The sequence below is a fragment of the Streptomyces bobili genome (genome assembly GCF_002154575.1).
Lineage (GTDB): Bacteria > Actinomycetota > Actinomycetes > Streptomycetales > Streptomycetaceae > Streptomyces > Streptomyces bobili.
This window is the reverse complement of the sequence record NZ_MUBA01000313.1, coordinates 1-17,129: the sequence shown is the minus strand read 5'-3', so window position 1 is coordinate 17,129 and position 17,129 is coordinate 1. Positions and strand designations below refer to the sequence as shown.

Below are 17,129 nucleotides of genomic sequence, written 5' to 3'. Positions count from 1 at the left end.
GGGCGAGCGCGGAACGGAAGAACGAGGCCACACCCGCGTACGGCGTGTCGCGGGGCATCCGCGGCCCGTACACGTTGTGGTAACGCAGCGAAACCGCCGAACCGCCGGTGGAGCGCGCCCACGCGGCGGACAGGTGCTCCTGCGCGAGTTTCGTCGTCGCGTACACGTTGCGCGGGTCGAGGGGGGCGTCCTCGCCGACCAGTCCGGGGGCAAGGTCGTGCCCGCAGGCCGGACAGAGCGGCTCGAACCGGCCCGCGTCCAGATCGGCCACGGCCCGCGGCCCCGGCCGCACCACCCCGTGCCGCGCGCACGCGTAACGCCCCTCGCCGTACACGACCATCGACCCGGCCAGCACGAGACGCCGTACGCCCGCTCCGGCCATGGCGGCGAGCAGCACGGCCGTGCCCAGGTCGTTGCGGGAGACGTACTCCGCCGCGTCGGCGACCCCGTTGCCGAGCCCGACCATCGCCGCCTGATGACAGACGGCGTCGACACCCGCGAGGGCGTCGGCCACGGCCGCCGGATCGCGGACGTCGGCGGCCGGATCCTCCCTCACGTCGAACACGAGCGGTTCGTGCCCGTGCGCCCGCAGGACGTCGACCACATGGGACCCGATGAACCCGGCACCGCCGGTGACCAGTACACGCATACGCCTACGCTAGGACCGCCAACCCACCGCGCGCCGTGACCCGCCCGGCACGTCATCACTCCGTAAGACGGGCCGCGAGGATCGCGGAGGCCCTCGCCCGTCGCAACGGGGCCGGCCGAATCCAGAGTGGTGGCCTCGGGAAGATCCATTCATCGAACGGAGGTGTCATGTCCCCGCGGATGACACTGAGGGCGATCACGCTCGACTGCCCCGACCCACTCGCCCTCGCGGCCTTCTACGAGCAGGCCACCGGCCTCGAACCGCACCCGGAGTCCGACGCCGAGTTCGCCGGACTGACCGATGAGAACGGGCTTTTCATCGGCTTCCAGCGGGTCGACGACTACCAGGCTCCGGGCTGGCCCGACCAGACGGTTCCTCAGCAGTTCCACCTCGACTTCGCGGTCGAGGACTTGGACCGAGCCGAGGCCCGGCTGCTCGAACTGGGCGCAGGCAAGCCGGACCATCAGCCGGGCGGTGCCCGGTGGCGGGTCCTCACGGACCTGGCCGGTCACCCGTTCTGCCTGGTCAGGGGCTGACCCGTAGGACCTGCGGCGGTGGTGACGGCCGCGCCGGGTCACGAGGTCACCGGCAGCGGGCGGCGCAGCAGATACGCTGCCGCGCCCGAGACGAGCACCGCCATGCAGGCGATGAAGACCAGGCCGGCGCCCTCCAGGCCGAGCGGTTCGGAGAGTACGCCCACGCCGATCACCGGGACGGAAATGCCCGCGTAGGCCACCACGAACAGCGTCGAGATGACCGCCGCCCGCTGCTCGGCGGGGGAGGCCCCGGCCACCGCGGACAGCGCGCCGCGGAACGCCAGCCCCTGCCCGGTCCCGCCGACGATCGCGCTCAGCACCACGAGCGTCAGCAGCTCCCACCGCAACGCGCCCGCGAGGAGCGCCAGTCCGGCCAGCAGCGCGGCGCAGCCCAGCGGCAGCGAGCGCCGGACCCCGACCCGTCCGACGGCCAGTTGCCCGGCGGTCGAGGAGAAGAAGGCCAGGGCGACGACCAGCCCGCTCACGGCATGGTTGTCCACGTCCAGGGACTGGGCGAGGAACGCGGGGCTGACCGAGGTGAACACCCCGAACAGCGCGAACCCGACGAAGGAGGCGATGGCCGCCGGCCCGAAGACGGCCCGTACCTCGGCGGGCAGGGCGGGGCGCTGCGGCCGTACGGTACTCAGTGGCCGCAGTTCCCGGACGGTCTCCGGAAGCCACAGCAGGACGGCGGCCGAGCCCGCCACCAGGGCGAGGTGCACGGCGAACGGCAGGTACAGCGGCCAGGGAGCGTACTGCGCGAGGAGGCCGGCGAGGAGGGGACCGCAGCCCAGGCCGCCCATGTTGGCGGCCGTCGCCACGAACGTGGCCCGGGGACCGCCGCCGCGCGGCGCGAGATCCATGACGTACGCCGTGGCGGCTCCGGTGAACAGCCCGGCGGACAGCCCCGACAGCAGCCGGCCCGCGTACAGCCAGGCGAGCGAGTCGGCGCCGAGGAAGCAGACGGCGCTCGCCGCCGCGCAGCCCAGGCCCGTCAGCAGCACGATCCGTCTGCCCACGGTGTCGGAGGCGTTGCCCGCCAGCAGCAGGACGCCGATCACCGCGAAGGCGTACACGGCGTACACGACGGTGACCGTCAGCTCGGAGAAGCCGAACTTCTGTTGGTAAAGGCCGTAGAGGGGAGTCGGGAGGGTCGTGCCGGCCATGCACACGGCGAACACGGCTCCGGCGAGCAGACACGTCAGCCATTTCCGGCGATCACCGTCCATGCGGCCGACGGTAACGCGGTAACGCGTTTCCGCCCGGTACGACGTGCCCGTGTGCAGCAGGGCTTCGTCCCTGGCGACCCGCAGGGTGTGTAGGAGTCCCGTGGCCAAGGCGGCTGCGAGGTGCGCGCGGACACCGCCCACGGCGCCTGATCTCAGCGGTCCACCGGTCCGTCGTCCGGCCTGATCAGGGCGGCGACGGGGAGGTGATCGCTGCCGGTGGCCGGCAGGGTGCGGATGTGACTCACCCGCGCCGAGCGGGCCATCACCTGGTCGATCCGGGCCAGCGGGAAGGAGGCGGGGAAACTGAAGGCGAAACCCCTTTCCGCCGCTTTCATCCGTGAGGTCAGAGGCGCCAACCCACGGTCGTCCACCGTGCCGTTGAGGTCTCCCAGCAGGATCACCGTCCTCAGTCCCTCCGCCTCGACGGCCCGCCCCAGGAGCCCGGCGCTCTCGTCGCGCCAGGAGGAGGCCAGGCCGCTCGCCCGCACGCGGACCGAGGGCAGGTGCGCGACGTACACCGCGATCTCGCCGTACGGTGTGCGGGCCACCGCTCGCAGCGCACGGCTCCAGTCCTCCGTGATCCCGCGGGGTTTGATGTCCAGCGGCCCCGCTTCGGTGAGCGGATGCTTCGACCAGAGTCCGACCGTGCCCTGAACGGTCCGGTGGGGGTAACGCGCGGCGAGCGTGCGCTCGTAGACCGGCAGTGCCGAGGGCACGAGTTCCTCGAGGGCGATGAGGTCGGGCTCGGCATCGGCCAGGGCGCGGGCCGTACCCTCGGGGTCGCCGTTCTCGTCACTCACGTTGTGCTGCACCACGACCACGTCCCGCGCGCCCGGCTCCGGCCGGGGCAGCAGCAGTCCGGCGTGCAGATGCGTCCACAGAGCCGCCGGCAGGAGGAGGGCGGTCAGCGCCATGGCCGACCGGCGCAGCAGCGCCAGGCCGAGCAGCGCCACGACCACCAGCCCGAGCCACGGCAGGAACGACTCCAGCAGACCGCCCGGCCCGTCCGCGACGCGGTGCACGGTCCGGTGGAACGCCAGCAGCGCGGCCGTGACGACCGCGGAGGCGGCGAGCACCCACCCGTGCGGCATGGCAACTCCCTGGCGCCGGAGACCGGTCGGTCCCGAACTGTCGATCATCGTACTGACGGACATCGTACGGGCGGGCCCCATGTCGCCGTCGTGGTCCAGACCAAACTCTTGACATGGGCATTGCTTACTTCTTAAATCACACAGTGAAGTAAGTGGCCCGCACCACCCACACCACCCCCACCCCCCATGCGCTCCGACCGGCCGAACGCCGTACGCACGCCGGTCTTCGTGTCATGCCCGATGAAGGGAGAGTCATGGACTCCCCGCGCTTCCCCCGGCGCCTGCTCTGGTCGCTCGCGCCGCTCCTCGCCTTCGCGTCACTGTCCACCGGCCTCGCGCAGGGCGCGTCCGTCTCCGGGCGGGCCGCCGCCGTACCCGCCGTCGCCGAAGCACAGGCCGCCGCCGTCACCTTCTCCGACGAGTTCGACGGGCCCGCGGGCGCCGGCGTGGACGCCGCGAAATGGCAGACCGAGACCGGCGACAACGTCAACAACCACGAGCGGCAGTACTACACCGCCGGGAACCGCAACGCCGCCCTGGACGGCCAGGGTCACCTCGTGATCACCGCCCGTCGCGAGAACCCGGGCAACTACCAGTGCTGGTACGGGCGGTGCGAGTACACCTCCGCCCGACTGAACACGGCGGGCAGGTTCACCACGACGTACGGCCGTGTCGAGGCCCGGATGAAGGTCCCGCGCGGGCAGGGCATGTGGCCCGCGTTCTGGATGCTCGGCAACGACATCGGCCAGGTCGGCTGGCCCAACTCGGGCGAGATCGACGTCATGGAGAACGTGGGCTTCGAACCGTCCACCGTGCACGGCACCCTGCACGGGCCCGGCTACTCCGGCTCCGGGGGCATCGGCGCCGGATACACGCTTCCCGGTGGACAGGCCTTCGCCGACGCCTTCCACACCTTCGCCGTCGACTGGAGCCCGAACGCGATCACCTGGTCCGTGGACGGCACGGTCTACCAGCGCCGTACCCCCGCCGACCTCGGTGGCCGGCAATGGGTCTTCGACAAGCCCTTCTTCCTCATCCTCAACCTCGCGGTCGGCGGTTACTGGCCCGGCGACCCCGACGGCAGCACCGCCTTCCCCCAGCAGCTCCTGGTCGACTACGTCCGCGTCAGCACCGACACCGCCCAGCCCGGCGGCAGCGGCCCGATCACCGGCATCGGCGGCAAGTGCGTCGACGTCGCCGGCGCCGACAGCGCCAACGGCACGGCCGTACAGCTCTACGACTGCAACGGCACCGCCGCCCAGCGGTGGACCGTCGGCGGCGACGGTACGATCCGCGCGCTCGGCAAGTGCCTGGACGTGGCCTCCGGCGGCACGGCCGACGGCACCCTCGTCCAGCTCTGGGACTGCAACGGCACCCCCGCCCAGCAGTGGGCCGTCCCCGCCGCGCGGGACATCGTCAACCCGCAGGCGAACAAGTGCCTGGACGCGTCCGGCGGCAGCTCCGCCAACGGAACCCGGCTGCACATCTGGACCTGCACCGGAGCCGCCAACCAGAAGTGGACGGTGACCCGTTGACGAGATGATGTGATCCGCGGTCTTCGGAAGGGAGCGGCCGACCCCGTCACCACGGGGTCGGCCGCGGCGTCAGCCGACGCTTCGCCGGGCCGTCCCCGGCGTCCCGTTCGGTGTGCCGGTGATCGTGAACTGCGAGCCCGGTTCGACGAGTACGTCGCCCTCGGCCGAGCCGCTGATCGTGACGTCGGTCAGGGTGGCGCTGCCACGGGCGCCGCTCATCGCGAGGATGCCGGAACCGTTGGCCGACCGGTCGATGCGGACGTCCGTGATCCTCACGCCCGGCATCGCCCCGCCGCCCGTCTTGAACTGGATGCCGTCGTAGGTCGAGTCGTGGATCTCGGTGTCCCGGATGGTGACGCCGGGAATGTCCTGGCCCTGCGCGAAGAGGGTGATCGCGCCGAACTCCTGCGCCTCGCTCCAGAAGGCGCCACCTGTGCGGTACAGGGCGTTGCCCGCGATCAGGGTCTGCCCGGAGAACGGCAGCGGATCGTGGTCGGTGGCCAGCATGATGCCGGGGTAGTTCATGGTGTCGGACACGACGTTGTTCTCGATCGTGTTCCCGTAACCGCCGTACACCGCGATTCCGTTGGCCCGCCAGGGCAGCTGGACGGTGTTGTTGCGGAAGTGGTTGTCGTGGCCGACGTCCACCGCGGTGTCCTTGACGTACTTGCTGGCCCAGACCGCGAGCGCGTCGTCGCCGGTGTTGCGGAAGGACGAGTCGTAGACGGTGGAGTTACGGGTGCCGTTGGCGAAGTTGACCCCGTCGGCGTAGGTGTTGCGGATGCGGACGCCGGTGAACTCCAGTCCGTCGCCGGGGCCCCACAGCTCGGGGAGGTTGGAGTAGTCCCGGCCCGCCCACACGCCGACGTTGGCGTGCTCGATCCACACGTTGGTGATCTTCGTTCCCTTGCCGAAGCGGCCGTTGAGGCCGACGCCGCCCTCGTGGTTGCCGTCGCCGCCCCGGATGGTGCCCGAGCCGAAGATGGCGATGTCGGAGATCTGCGTGTTGTGGTCGATGTCGAAGCCGAAGTTGCCCTCGTGCGGGTGGTTGATGCCGCCCGCCTCGTGCGGCGGGGTCAGCGTGTACAGCTGGGAGTGCCACATGCCGGCGCCGCGGATCGTGACGTCCCGGATGCCCACCTGGTTGAACTGGCCGCGGTCGAGCGGGTCGTCGGTGAGGATCTTCTGTTCCTGGCGCCACTGCCCGGCCGGGATCCACACGCAGGCGATCTGCCCGTTCTGGTCGGCGGTGACCGCCCGTTGCAGGGCGTCGGTGTCGTCGAGGCCGTCGCTCGGGACCGCGCCGTACTCGGTGATCGAGGTACAGGCGGCCGGCTTGGCCGCCGGGGGTGCCACCTGCTCCAGGTCGACGAGGTCGATGATCTGGAACGCGGCCGAGTCGCCCGCGTCCCGCTGGAGGCGGAACGTGGTGCCCACCGGGTAGGTCTGTGGGAGCAGCGCGTGGGACTCGTCGAACAGACGCCGGGCGTCGCCGCCGGGCCGGTTGGTCAGCCCCTCCGGGTCGTCGGTGCCGCCGTACAGCCAGCTGTGTTTCGAGGACAGGGTCAGCTTCCGCACGAAGGTGCCGTCGGCGTAGAGGCTGATCGTGGCGTCCGCGCCGCCGCCGGTCGCGGAGTCCGGGACTGAGTTGCGCACCACGATGGAGTTGGCCGGGTTGCTGGAGGTGAACTCCACGTACTGGCCGGTGGAGTTGAGGCGGACCGACTGCCGGCCCGAGGACTCGGTGGCGAAGTTGGTGTGTCCGAAGGTCCGTTTGGCGTCGGCCGTCAGCAGTGTGCCCGAGTAGCGGCCGTCCTCCGCCTCGTACTCGGTGTACGGGACGGCGGCTCCGCGCCCGACGACCAGGGACTTCGCGTGCACGTTGTTGTTCTCGTCGGTCTCGGTGACCAGTCCCGTGGCGTCGGCTGTCGCGGTGACGGTGGCTCCGCCGGCGGTCGCCGTCCAGGTGCCGCTGATCGGCACGTTCACCGTGGCGTCCGGAGCCACCTGGCCGGTGGCGCCGTTCAGGATGGTCGAACCGGCCTGGACGCGGGTCACCGAACCGGCGGGCGCCGCGGTGGTCCCGCGGTTGTGCACGGCCACGGTGAAGGAGACGGGTGTGCCGACGGCCGGGGCGGCCGGGCTGGTGGTGATGGAGCGCACCTCCAGGTCCGGTCCGGGGGACCGGGCCACCATCAGCCGGTTCGCGGCGGCGCGGCTGTTGTTGGAGTCGTCCAGCTCGGCGACCGTGCCACGTGGGTCGACGACGGCCGACACGGCGTAACTGCCCGCCGTACGCGTGCCGGTGGCCACGTCGACGACGGCGGTGGCGCCCGGGTCGAGTGCCGGGACGGCGCCGCTGCCCGCGACCGTGCCCTCGACACTCGCCTCCACGGTGGTGGCGGCGGAGCGCGCGGTGCCGGCGTTGCGGACGGTGGCCCGCACGGTGACCGGGTCGCGTTCGGTGGGCGCGGCGGGCGTCCAGTCCAGGGTCGTGACCGTCAGGTCGGGCGCGGGTGCCGCGGTGCCGACGACCTGGAACTCGGCGACCTGGCCGCCGGGCGCCCCGGTGTTGGAGGAGAACCGCAGGCGTACGTCGGCCCAGCGACCGCTGATCGGAACGGTCACCGTGTTGCCGCTCGCCGGGCTGAAGGCGTAGGTCTTCGCCGCTACAAGGGAGGTGAAACCGGTTGCCGACTGTGGCCGGCCGAGGACCTGGATGCCCTGGGTACGGGCGGCCCACACCGGGTCGGGGTTGAGCTTGACGACCACGGCGCTCAGATCGGCGTCGGCGCCGAGTTTCACGGTGAGGTCAGCGGGGTGGCCGGCCGCCTCCCAGTAGGTGGCGGTGGAGTCGTCGGTGGCATGGGCGGCCACGTAGCTCTGCACGGACGAGGTGGCCTCGACGGGCTTGTTCCGGGCCAGGTTGGTGCCGGCCGGCGGCGGTTCGGTGCCGTCGTCCTCGCCGTACACCTCCAGTTCGGAGAGCTGGGCGGCGTTCCAGCCGGTGTTGCCGGACACGTTGACGCGGACGTACCGGACATCGGCGGGGGAGGCCGGCGCGACGGAGACGGTGTTGGCCTGCGCCGGGTCGAACACCCGCACCGCCGAGGCGGCGAGGGCGCTGAACTGTGATCCGTCGGTGCTGCCCTGGACGGACAGGGTCTGGTTGCGGCTCTCCCAGCCCGTGGGGAGTTTCAGCACGATCCGGTTCACGTCGTGAACCTCCCCGAGGTCGACCTGAACCCACTGCGGGAAGGCGCCCGCGGGCCCTTCCCAGTAGGAGGCCTGGGCGCCGTCGGTGGTGCGGGACGCCGGGTACTCGGCGTGGGAGCCGCCGGCGGTGGCCGGGCGGCCCAGGGCCAGGTTGACATCAGCGGCGGCCGCCGCGGCCGGGGCTGCCTGGGCGGGGGAGGCGGAAGTGAGCGGCAGCAGTCCCGTCGTGACGAGTCCGGCGATGACCACGCCGGTCAGGGGCCGACGGCCTGGTGGTCTCCATCTCATGAGGTCCTCTGTTCGATCGGTGGCACGGCGGAGGGCGCGGCGGACCGGCGGGGGAGGTACGGGGAGGAGAGGAGCGGGACGACCCCCAGGGAGGCAGACCCGCGAGAGCGAACGCCGCCGTGCACATGATTTTGAGTGGGACGGTCGATTCTTTGCGGAAACTACGCACAGGTTTCTAGTGAGTCCCAGGTTTGTCAACGGTCCCGGTAGCGCCTTCAGTCGCCGCGCAAACTGCTTGCGTTCCTTGCCCGCAGACTTGCTTTTCCCGACAGTCACCGTGAAAGCGGCTGGCCAAGGCGCTGAGCGGGCGGTAAGGGGAAGGACGGGCAGGGAAGGGGTTTCCGGGAGGAGCGCCACGGTCGGAGCGGTGGCACGCGCTACGGCCCGCGCCCGCACCACATCGCGATGGACGTCCGAGCGCCCGAGATTCACGCAAGTCGCTTGCGGCGCTTGCGCTAGCCTTTCGTTCATGACGCGACGACTTGCTCAGGTAGCCAAGAAGGTTGGAGTCAGCGAGGCCACGGTCAGCCGGGTGCTCAACGGCAAGCCCGGAGTCTCGGACGCCACCCGGCAGTCCGTGCTGACCGCGCTGGACGTGCTCGGCTACGAGCGCCCCACCCAGCTGCGCGGCGAACGCGCCCGCCTCGTGGGCCTGGTCCTGCCCGAGCTGCAGAACCCGATCTTCCCGCTGTTCGCCGAGGTCATCGGCGCCGCGCTGGCCCAGCAGGGACTGACCCCGGTGCTGTGCACCCAGACCAAGGGCGGTGTCTCCGAGGCCGACTACGTCGAGCTGCTCCTGCAGCAGCACGTCTCCGGAGTGGTGTTCGCCGGCGGACTGTTCGCCCAGGCCGACGCCCCGCACGACCACTACCACCAGCTCGCCGAACGGAAGATCCCGGTGGTGCTGATCAACGCCGCCATTGCGGAACTGGACTTCCCCTGTGTCTCCTGCGACGACGCCGTCGCCGTCGAGCAGGCCTGGCGCCACCTGTCCCTGCTGGGCCACGAGCGTATCGGCCTGGTTCTCGGCCCCGGCGACCACATTCCCTCGCGGCGCAAACTCGCCGCCGCCCGCGCCGCCGCCGAGGCGTCCGGCGCCACCCTGCCCGACGACCGCGTGGAACGTTCGATGTTCTCCCTGGAGGGCGGCCAGGCGGCCACCACGCGCCTGCTGGAACGCGGTGTCACCGGCATCATCTGCGCCAGCGACCCGCTCGCCCTCGGCGCCATCCGGGCCGCCCGGCGGCGCGGCCTCGCCGTGCCCGGACAGGTGTCGGTCGTCGGCTTCGACGACTCGGCCTTCATGAACTGCGTCGAGCCACCGCTGACGACCGTGCGCCAGCCCATCGAAGCCATGGGCCGGGCCGCCGTGGACCTGCTCTGCGCCCAGATCCAGGGCGGGGAAGTGCCGCCCGGGGAGCTGTTGTTCGAGCCGGAGCTGGTGGTCCGAGGCTCCACCGCGCAGGCCCCGCGGGACTGACCGAAGGCGCACGGCCACGGCATGGAGCGGCACGGCAGCGTGCCAACTGTGCGCGTTCCGCCCTCACTTGCGCGGCGGTGCCGGTCACCGAGCCGACTCTCGACACCTCTCTGTCAAACAATTACGAAATCCGCGCGAGATATTGCGACCGCTTGTCGGCGGTGGTTGAGTGTGCGGCGCCCCCATCGCCTCGGCGAGGGGCGCCTTCCACGTTCCTGCCCAAGGGGGACCACCCATGAGAAAAGCTCGGCTCCGCCGCACCCGTCGCGCCGGCGCGGTCACCCTCGCCTCCGCCCTCACCCTGACGGCGCTCGCCGCCTGCGGCACGAGCAGCAGCAAAGACGACGACAACGGTTCCGGGAACAGCGCGAACGCGGATCCCGCAGCGCCGCTGGACCCCAAGACCAAAGTGACCATCACCATCGACTGCATGCCCCCGGCGGCGAAGGCGGCCGAGCTGAAGGAGTGGAACGAGGACGTCGAGGAGTTCAACAAGACCTACCCCAACGTCACCGTCCAGGGCCGGTCCACCCCCGGCCAGTGCCTGGAGCCGCCCCGCTTCACCGCGATGCTCAAGGCCAAGTCCCAGCCCGACGTGTTCTACACCTACTTCACCGACCTCGCGCAGGTCCTCGACAACGACGGCGCCCAGGACATCAGCGCCTACGTCAACGACCGGACCGTCCCGCTGCTCAAGGACATCGACCCGGACGTCCTCGGCTCCCTCAAACAGGACGGCAAGCTCTACGGCCTGCCCACCAGCAACTACCGGATGGGCCTGCTGATCAACCGCAAGCTCTTCACGCAGGCCGGCCTCGACCCGGACACCCCACCGGCCACCTGGGACGACGTCCGCGCCGCCGCCGACAAGATCGCGGCCCTCGGCGGCGGCGTCGCCGGGTTCGGCGAATACAGCGCCGCCAACACCGGCGGCTGGCACTTCACCGCACAGATGTACAGCCTCGGCGGTGACGTCGTGGACACCTCAGGCAAGAAGGCCGCCTTCAACGACGCCATCGGCGAGCAGGTCGCCCGGAACCTGCACGCCATGCGCTGGGAGGACGACTCCATGGGCAGGACACAGCTGCTCAAGTGGGGCGACCTCCAGAAGCAGATCGCCACCGACAAGCTCGGCATGTTCCTCGCGGCGCCGGACGACGTGACCTACATGGTCCAGCAACTCGGCGCCGAGTACGAGAACTTCGGTATGGGCCCCATCCCCGGAGGCAAGAACACCCTCGCCGGCGGCAACAACTACATGATCAAGAAGGGTATTTCGCCCGACAAGGTCAAGGCCGCCGTCGCCTGGCTCAACTTCAAGTTCACCACCGTCGGCAAGGGCCACTACGACTGGCGGCGCGCCAAGGCCGACGGCCTGCCCGTCGGACTTCCGCAGCCCAACCTGTGGCTGAACGACAGCAAGGCCGAGGACGACGCGGCCCGCAAGCGGTACGCGACCATGCCGGTGGAGAACTTCAAGGCGTTCATGGACAACCCGGTACCGGGCAAGGCCGAACCGCCGAAGGCCCAGGAGATCTACAAGGTCCTCGACAACGTGATGTCCGGCCTCCTCACCAACAAGGACGCCGACATCGACAAGCTCCTGTCGACGGCGGAGTCCCAGGTCAACCAGGTTCTCGCCACGCAGTGACCCCGCGGGGCCGGGCGGCGTCGCACCGCCCGGCCCCGGGAGCGCGCCCCGCGCCCGCCCCCGCACGAAGGGGCGGACCCGACCGCCCACGTCACGTGCCAGGACCGTCGCGTCCGGCGGCACCGCAGCATGTCAAGGAGCGCCCCATGCCGGCCCCCACCCTCGTGCAGGACCCGACGGCCAAGGACCGCCGACCCCGCCTTCCCCGGCGGACCCGCGCCGGCGCCGTACGGCATCCGGACGCGGGCCTCGCCCGGGCCGTACGCCGCAATCTCACCGCCCACGGCTTCCTCATCGGCGCGGTGCTCTGCTTCGCCTTCTTCTCCTGGTACCCGATCGTCCGCGAGTTCCTGCTCGCCTTCCAGAAGACCGACAACGGACACGTCAGCTGGGTCGGATGGGACAACTTCGTCACCGTCTGGAACGACCCCGCCTTCGGACAGGCCTGGCGCAACACCCTGTGGTTCACCGTCCTCGCGCTGGTCCTGGGCTTCGCCGTGCCCTTCCTCACCGCCCTCGTCATCAACGAGTTCCGGCACGGGCAGGGCTACCTGCGGCTGCTGGTCTACCTGCCCGTGATGCTCCCGCCCACCGCGTCCGTCCTGCTGTTCAAGTACCTGTACGACCCCGGGTACGGCATGTTCAACGAGGTCCTCGCCGTCTTCGGCCTCCCCGCCCAGCAGTGGCTCCAGGACCCCGACACGGCGATGCTCTCCGTGGTCGTCGCCTCCACCTGGATGAACATGGGCGGCGCGACCCTCATCTACCTGGCCGCGCTCCAGGGCGTCCCCGGTGAGCTGTACGAGGCCGCCGAGCTCGACGGGGCCGGGCTGCTGCGCAAGGTGTGGCACGTGACGATCCCGCAGACCAGGCTCGTCCTGCTGCTGATGCTCCTCATGCAGGTCATCGCCACCATGCAGGTCTTCATCGAGCCCTTCCTGCTCACCGGCGGCGCCGGACCGGAGGGCTCCACCACCACGGTCGTCTATCTGATCTACCAGTACGCCTTCAACTTCAACAACTACGGCGCCGCGGCGGCGCTCGGCCTGCTCCTGCTCGTCCTGCTGGCCGGCTTCTCAGCCGTGTACACCAGGCTCAGCCGCAGCGCCGACGACTAGGACCGGGGGAGACACACATGTCCACACGCACACTGATCTCGCCCGCTCAACTGGCCCGCCCGCGCGGCAGACTTCTCTACTGGCTCGCCTTCGCCGTCGTCGTCGCCCTCTTCACGCTCGCCTTCCTGGGCCCCCTGTACTGGATGGTGTCCGGCGGCCTCAAAACCACCCAGGAAGCCGTCCAGACCCCTCCGACCTGGGTGCCCGGGTCCGTCCACCCGGAGAACTACCGGCGGGCCTGGGAGGTGATGGACCTCGCCCGGCTGCTCCTCAACACCCTGTACTACGCCTTCGGCGCGCTCGCCTTCCAGCTCGTCCTGGACGTCGCCGCCGCCTACTCGCTGTCCAGACTGCGGCCCGTCCTCGGCAAGGCCGTCCTCGGGATGATGCTCGTCACCCTGATGATCCCGGCGACGGTCCTCGTCGTACCCCAGTACCTGACCGTGCTGGACATGCCGATCATCCAGCGCAACCTGCTCAACTCGCCCTGGGTGATCTGGCTGCCCTCGGTCACCAACGCCTTCGCCATCTTCCTGCTGAAGCGCTTCTTCGACTCCATCCCCAGGGAACTCCTGGACGCGGCCTCCATGGACGGCGCAGGCCCGCTGCGCGTCCTGTGGTCCGTCGTCCTGCCGATCTCGCGGCCCATCCTCGGCGTGGTGTCCATCTTCGCCGTCGTCGGGGTCTGGAAGGACTTCCTCTGGCCGATGCTGGTCCTGCCCGACCCCACGGGCCAGACCCTCGCCGTCGGCATCTACTCGCTCGCCACCAGCGTGCCGGAGAACGTGCTGATCGCCTCCCTCACCATCGCGTCCCTGCCGACCCTGGTGCTGTTCCTCGTCTTCCAGCGCAACATCATGAGCGGGCTGACCGCGGGCGGCCTCAAGGGCTGAAGCGCCCCTCACCCGGCGGCGGCACGGGCGCCGCGCCGGGCCCTCGGGATGCCGCCCATGCCGCCCTCGCCCCTCTTCGAATCCTCCGCCGCCGCCTCGTCCTCGACGCCCCGCTGTCCGGGGCGACGGCGGAGAACCACCCCTGCCCCGAAAGGACCCTCACGTGGCAGCCCCTCATCGTGACCCGACCCCCGGTTCCCCGGACGACTGGTGGCGCGACGCCGCCATCTACCAGGTCTACCCCCGCAGTTTCGCCGACGGCGACGGCGACGGCACCGGAGACCTCGCGGGCGTACGGGCGAAGCTGCCCTACCTCGCCGAACTCGGCGTCGACGCCGTCTGGTTCACCCCCTGGTATCTCTCGCCGCTCGCCGACGGCGGCTACGACGTCGCCGACTACCGCACCATCGACCCCGCCTTCGGCACCCTCGACGAGGCCGAGAAACTGATCGCCGAAGCCCGTTCCCTCGGCATCCGCACCATCGTCGACATCGTGCCCAACCACGTCTCCGACCAGCACCCCTGGTTCCGGGCCGCGCTCGCCGCAGGACCGGGCAGCCCCGAACGCAAACGGTTCCACTTCCGGCCCGGACGCGGCGAGCACGGCGAACTGCCGCCCAACGACTGGCCGTCACAGTTCGCCGGACCGACCTGGACCCGGGTCGAGGACGGGGAGTGGTATCTGCACCTGTTCACCCCTCAGCAGCCCGACCTCAACTGGGCCCACCCGGCCGTCCGCGAGGAACACGAGAGCGTCCTGCGGTTCTGGTTCGAGCGCGGCGTCGCAGGCGTCCGTATCGACTCGGCCGCCCTGCCCGCCAAGGACCCCGCCCTCCCCGACTTCGTCGAGGGCCGCGACCCCCACCCCTACGTCGACCGCGACGAACTCCACGAGATCTACCGCTCCTGGCGGCGCGTCGCCGACGCCCACGGCGCCGTCTTCGTCGGCGAGGTCTGGCTGCCGGACTCCGAGCGCTTCGCCCGCTACCTGCGCCCCGACGAACTGCACACCGCGTTCAACTTCACCTTCCTCGCCTGCCCCTGGGACGCGCACCGGCTGCGTACGGCCATCGACGACACCCTCGCCGAGCACGCCCCCGTCGGGGCCCCCGCCACCTGGGTGCTGTGCAACCACGACGTGACACGCACCGTCACGCGCTACGGCCGTGCAGACACCGGTTTCGACTTCGCCACCAAGGCCTTCGGCACCCCGACCGACCTGGAGCTGGGCACCCGCCGGGCCCGCGCCGCAGCTCTCCTCACCCTCGCCCTGCCCGGCTCCGTCTACCTCTACCAGGGCGAGGAACTGGGCCTTCCCGAGGCGGACATCCCGCGCGAGTGCATCCAGGACCCCATGCACTTCCGCTCCGGAGGCACCGACCCCGGCCGCGACGGCTGTCGCGTGCCCCTCCCCTGGAAAGCCGCCTCCCCCTACGCCGGTTTCGGCTCGGACGCCGAACCCTGGCTGCCGCAGCCCGCCGGCTGGTCCGCGTACGCCGCCGACCGCCAGGCCGCCGACCCCGCCTCGATGCTGAGCCTCTACCGCACCGCGCTCCGGCTGCGCCGCACCGAACCTGCCCTGGGTGACGGCCCGTTGGAGTGGCTGCCCGCTCCCGACGGCGTTCTCGCCTTCCGTCGCGCACCGGGCCTGGTCTGCGTGGTCAACCTCGCGGGCCGCCCCGCCGCCCTGCCGGACCACGACGCCGTCCTCCTCACCAGCGGCCCTCTGGACACCGACGGCGGACTGCCCACCGACACCGCCGTCTGGCTGCGCGTGTGAACCGTCGGCCCAGCGAGGCCGACCGGCCCCCGATCACGACGACGACGGCTGCCCGTCGGCTGCCTGGAGCCGGGACCGGAGCCGGGTGGCGTCGGGGTGGTCGAGGCCGGCGAGAAGGGTCAGGCCGGCCTGCCAGGCGGTGCACGCCGCTTCGGGTCGCCCATGGCGTCGTGGGTGTCACCGATGCGGGTGGGGGCCGCCGGCCCTCCTCGGCGGGCACCACGCCGGGGCGCGGAAGACGCCGAGGGCGGTGCGACAACCGGCGAGGGCCTCCCGCTGCCTGCCCACAGGGATGAAGAGTCACGTCAGGGTTCGCCCGGTCCAGGCCGACGCAGGACGGGCCATGAGCACCCCCGCGCTTACCTCCGGGGTAATCGACCGCGGCCCTTCGACGGCGCAGGATCGTGGGTGTCGAGAAGCCCACCGGACGGAAGGACACCATGTCTGCCTACGCGATCGCCCACCTGCGGGAAGCGGCACCGCACGCCGACATCGCCGAGTACATCGAGCGCATCACCGCGACCTTCGAGCCGTACGGAGGCCGCTTCCTGGTGCACGGCGCGCAGCACGAGGTGATGGAGGGCGCCTGGCCGGGACACGTCGTGGTGATCGGATTCCCGTCCCTTGCCGGGGCGCGGGCCTGGTGGGTCTCCGCCGCCTATCAGGAGATCGCGCCCCTGCGTGCCCGGCACATCGAGGGCGACATCATCCTGGTCCCCGGCGTCCCCGAGGGCTACGACGCCGCCCACACCGCGAAGGCACTGCGCGAGTCGCTGCCCGCGCGCTAGCGTCCGCTGCCCGACGAGCGCCGGACGCCCGCCCGTTCAGCTGCGTCCGGCATCGGCGGCGGGCGGGCGGAAACATGCCGTGACCGTTTTCCCGTGCGGGCAGGGACGCGCCTCCCAGCTGTCGGCGAGGGCGTCGACCAGGAGCATCCCCCGCCCTCCGACACGGTCGGTGCTGGGCTGCCGGGGAGCGGGCAGTTCGTCCGAGTGGTCGTGCACCGCGATGTGCAGACAATGGCTGTCCCACGCCATGACGAGCTGGGCGTTGCTACGGGCGTGCCGGTGGGCGTTCGTGATCAGCTCGGAGACCGCGAGCAGAACGGCGTCGGCGGTCTCCGGGGCCCCGGCGCTCCAGCCCAGGGCATCGAGGTGTTCCCGGGCCCAGTCGCGGGCCTCCTTCACCGAACTGTGCATCGGCAGAGTGCGCGCCCACCCGACCGCACGCAGCCCGGACCTGTCCATGGTGACCCCTTTCGTGGATCTTGCCGCCACGCACCGGCGTGTACCCCCGGACGGCGAGTCGAGGCATGTCGAGCCCGCGGCGGACGGCACCGAAAACTCGTCGGAAAAGGGCGGCAACCTTTTCGAGCCGGGCGGCGACTGGACGACGTGAAGTCGACCCGCTCTTCGAACGGACGGACATGAAGGTTACGAGGCACGCCGCGAGCCGCCGCCGGCGCACGCGCACCGGCACGCGCGGACTGTGGACGACAGCGATCGCGGCGCTGGCCGCCGCGGGCGTCGTCCTCTGCCTGGTGATGGTGCTGCGCCCCGATGGCGGCAGCGACCCGGGACGGACCGTCGCGGCCTCCGCAGCCGACACCCCGTCAAGCAGCACGCAGCGCACGCCCTCCCGGTCCCCGTCCCCCTCCCCTGTC

At 71.1% G+C, this 17,129-nt stretch carries 14 protein-coding genes and 1 pseudogene; 10 read left to right on the top strand and 5 right to left on the bottom strand.

The features are described 5' to 3' along the window. Window positions 1-649 (bottom strand): NAD-dependent epimerase/dehydratase family protein (locus BZL64_RS24455; protein ID WP_143663303.1); only part of this gene is annotated, 649 nt, incomplete at its 3' end. Between the two features lie 167 nt (window positions 650-816). Between BZL64_RS24455 and BZL64_RS24450 the strand changes: the two genes are divergently transcribed. Beyond that, window positions 817-1,185, top strand: a complete 369-nt coding sequence (locus BZL64_RS24450; protein ID WP_086771348.1) for a VOC family protein — start codon at window positions 817-819, stop codon at window positions 1,183-1,185. A gap of 38 nt (window positions 1,186-1,223) precedes the next feature. On the opposite strand, the gene BZL64_RS24445 is transcribed toward BZL64_RS24450, so the two are convergent. Next, window positions 1,224-2,414: an MFS transporter gene (locus BZL64_RS24445; RefSeq protein WP_086771350.1), complete on the bottom strand. Its 1,191-nt coding sequence runs from the start codon at window positions 2,412-2,414 to the stop codon at window positions 1,224-1,226. Between the two features lie 152 nt (window positions 2,415-2,566). Continuing rightward, window positions 2,567-3,505, bottom strand: a complete 939-nt coding sequence (locus BZL64_RS24440) for an endonuclease/exonuclease/phosphatase family protein (protein WP_086771347.1) — start codon at window positions 3,503-3,505, stop codon at window positions 2,567-2,569. 254 nt (window positions 3,506-3,759) lie between these two features. Here BZL64_RS24440 and BZL64_RS24435 point away from each other — a divergent pair, with 254 nt between their 5' ends. Continuing rightward, entirely contained in the window at window positions 3,760-5,040 is a 1,281-nt protein-coding gene (locus BZL64_RS24435) for a glycoside hydrolase family 16 protein (RefSeq protein WP_086771346.1), read from the top strand. Between the two features lie 69 nt (window positions 5,041-5,109). Here the strand turns inward: BZL64_RS24435 and BZL64_RS24430 are convergent, their stop codons facing one another. Next, window positions 5,110-8,544, bottom strand: coding sequence for a CARDB domain-containing protein (locus BZL64_RS24430; RefSeq protein ID WP_086771345.1), 3,435 nt, complete (start codon window positions 8,542-8,544; stop codon window positions 5,110-5,112). A 469-nt stretch (window positions 8,545-9,013) separates the two neighbouring features. On the opposite strand from BZL64_RS24430, the gene BZL64_RS24425 reads away from it, so the two are divergent. The 6 genes from BZL64_RS24425 to BZL64_RS24400 all read left to right on the top strand — a co-directional run bounded on the left by BZL64_RS24425 (window position 9,014) and on the right by BZL64_RS24400 (window position 16,254). After that, window positions 9,014-10,024 carry a LacI family DNA-binding transcriptional regulator gene (locus tag BZL64_RS24425; RefSeq protein WP_086771344.1) on the top strand — a complete coding sequence of 337 codons (1,011 nt, stop codon included), beginning with the start codon at window positions 9,014-9,016 and terminating at the stop codon, window positions 10,022-10,024. Window positions 10,025-10,259: 235 nt separating this feature from the next. Continuing rightward, window positions 10,260-11,675, top strand: coding sequence for an ABC transporter substrate-binding protein (locus tag BZL64_RS24420; RefSeq protein ID WP_086771343.1), 1,416 nt, complete (start codon window positions 10,260-10,262; stop codon window positions 11,673-11,675). 146 nt (window positions 11,676-11,821) lie between these two features. Next, on the top strand, window positions 11,822-12,793 hold the full coding sequence (locus tag BZL64_RS24415; protein ID WP_086771342.1) for a carbohydrate ABC transporter permease: 972 nt from the start codon (window positions 11,822-11,824) through the stop codon (window positions 12,791-12,793). Between the two features lie 17 nt (window positions 12,794-12,810). Continuing rightward, window positions 12,811-13,686, top strand: a complete 876-nt coding sequence (locus tag BZL64_RS24410; protein WP_086771341.1) for a carbohydrate ABC transporter permease — start codon at window positions 12,811-12,813, stop codon at window positions 13,684-13,686. A 163-nt stretch (window positions 13,687-13,849) separates the two neighbouring features. Beyond that, the gene (locus BZL64_RS24405; RefSeq protein ID WP_086771340.1) at window positions 13,850-15,466 is read left to right on the top strand and encodes a glycoside hydrolase family 13 protein; all 1,617 of its coding nucleotides are present in this window, start codon (window positions 13,850-13,852) and stop codon (window positions 15,464-15,466) included. A gap of 440 nt (window positions 15,467-15,906) precedes the next feature. Beyond that, complete coding sequence (locus tag BZL64_RS24400) at window positions 15,907-16,254, top strand: DUF1330 domain-containing protein (protein ID WP_086771349.1); 348 nt, start codon at window positions 15,907-15,909, stop codon at window positions 16,252-16,254. Between the two features lie 36 nt (window positions 16,255-16,290). Here the strand turns inward: BZL64_RS24400 and BZL64_RS24395 are convergent, their stop codons facing one another. Next, entirely contained in the window at window positions 16,291-16,713 is a 423-nt protein-coding gene (locus BZL64_RS24395) for an ATP-binding protein (RefSeq protein WP_086771339.1), read from the bottom strand. Between the two features lie 13 nt (window positions 16,714-16,726). Between BZL64_RS24395 and BZL64_RS39890 the strand changes: the two genes are divergently transcribed. Together BZL64_RS39890 and BZL64_RS40640 are read left to right on the top strand one after the other, a co-directional pair. Then, entirely contained in the window at window positions 16,727-16,864 is a 138-nt protein-coding gene (locus BZL64_RS39890; RefSeq protein ID WP_158101556.1) for a hypothetical protein, read from the top strand. Between the two features lie 28 nt (window positions 16,865-16,892). Beyond that, window positions 16,893-17,129 (top strand): annotated as a pseudogene (locus tag BZL64_RS40640) (hypothetical protein); the annotation flags it as partial.

Coding starts and splice junctions, on each gene's coding strand:
- BZL64_RS24435 (WP_086771346.1), top strand. CDS start 3,760: ATGGACTCCCCGCGCTTCCCCCGGCGCCTGCTCTGGTCGCTCGCGCCG.
- BZL64_RS24425 (WP_086771344.1), top strand. CDS start 9,014: ATGACGCGACGACTTGCTCAGGTAGCCAAGAAGGTTGGAGTCAGCGAG.
- BZL64_RS24415 (WP_086771342.1), top strand. CDS start 11,822: ATGCCGGCCCCCACCCTCGTGCAGGACCCGACGGCCAAGGACCGCCGA.
- BZL64_RS24430 (WP_086771345.1), bottom strand. CDS start 8,544: ATGAGATGGAGACCACCAGGCCGTCGGCCCCTGACCGGCGTGGTCATC.
- BZL64_RS24445 (WP_086771350.1), bottom strand. CDS start 2,414: ATGGACGGTGATCGCCGGAAATGGCTGACGTGTCTGCTCGCCGGAGCC.
- BZL64_RS24420 (WP_086771343.1), top strand. CDS start 10,260: ATGAGAAAAGCTCGGCTCCGCCGCACCCGTCGCGCCGGCGCGGTCACC.
- BZL64_RS24440 (WP_086771347.1), bottom strand. CDS start 3,505: ATGCCGCACGGGTGGGTGCTCGCCGCCTCCGCGGTCGTCACGGCCGCG.
- BZL64_RS24395 (WP_086771339.1), bottom strand. CDS start 16,713: ATGGACAGGTCCGGGCTGCGTGCGGTCGGGTGGGCGCGCACTCTGCCG.
- BZL64_RS24410 (WP_086771341.1), top strand. CDS start 12,811: ATGTCCACACGCACACTGATCTCGCCCGCTCAACTGGCCCGCCCGCGC.
- BZL64_RS24450 (WP_086771348.1), top strand. CDS start 817: ATGTCCCCGCGGATGACACTGAGGGCGATCACGCTCGACTGCCCCGAC.
- BZL64_RS24400 (WP_086771349.1), top strand. CDS start 15,907: ATGTCTGCCTACGCGATCGCCCACCTGCGGGAAGCGGCACCGCACGCC.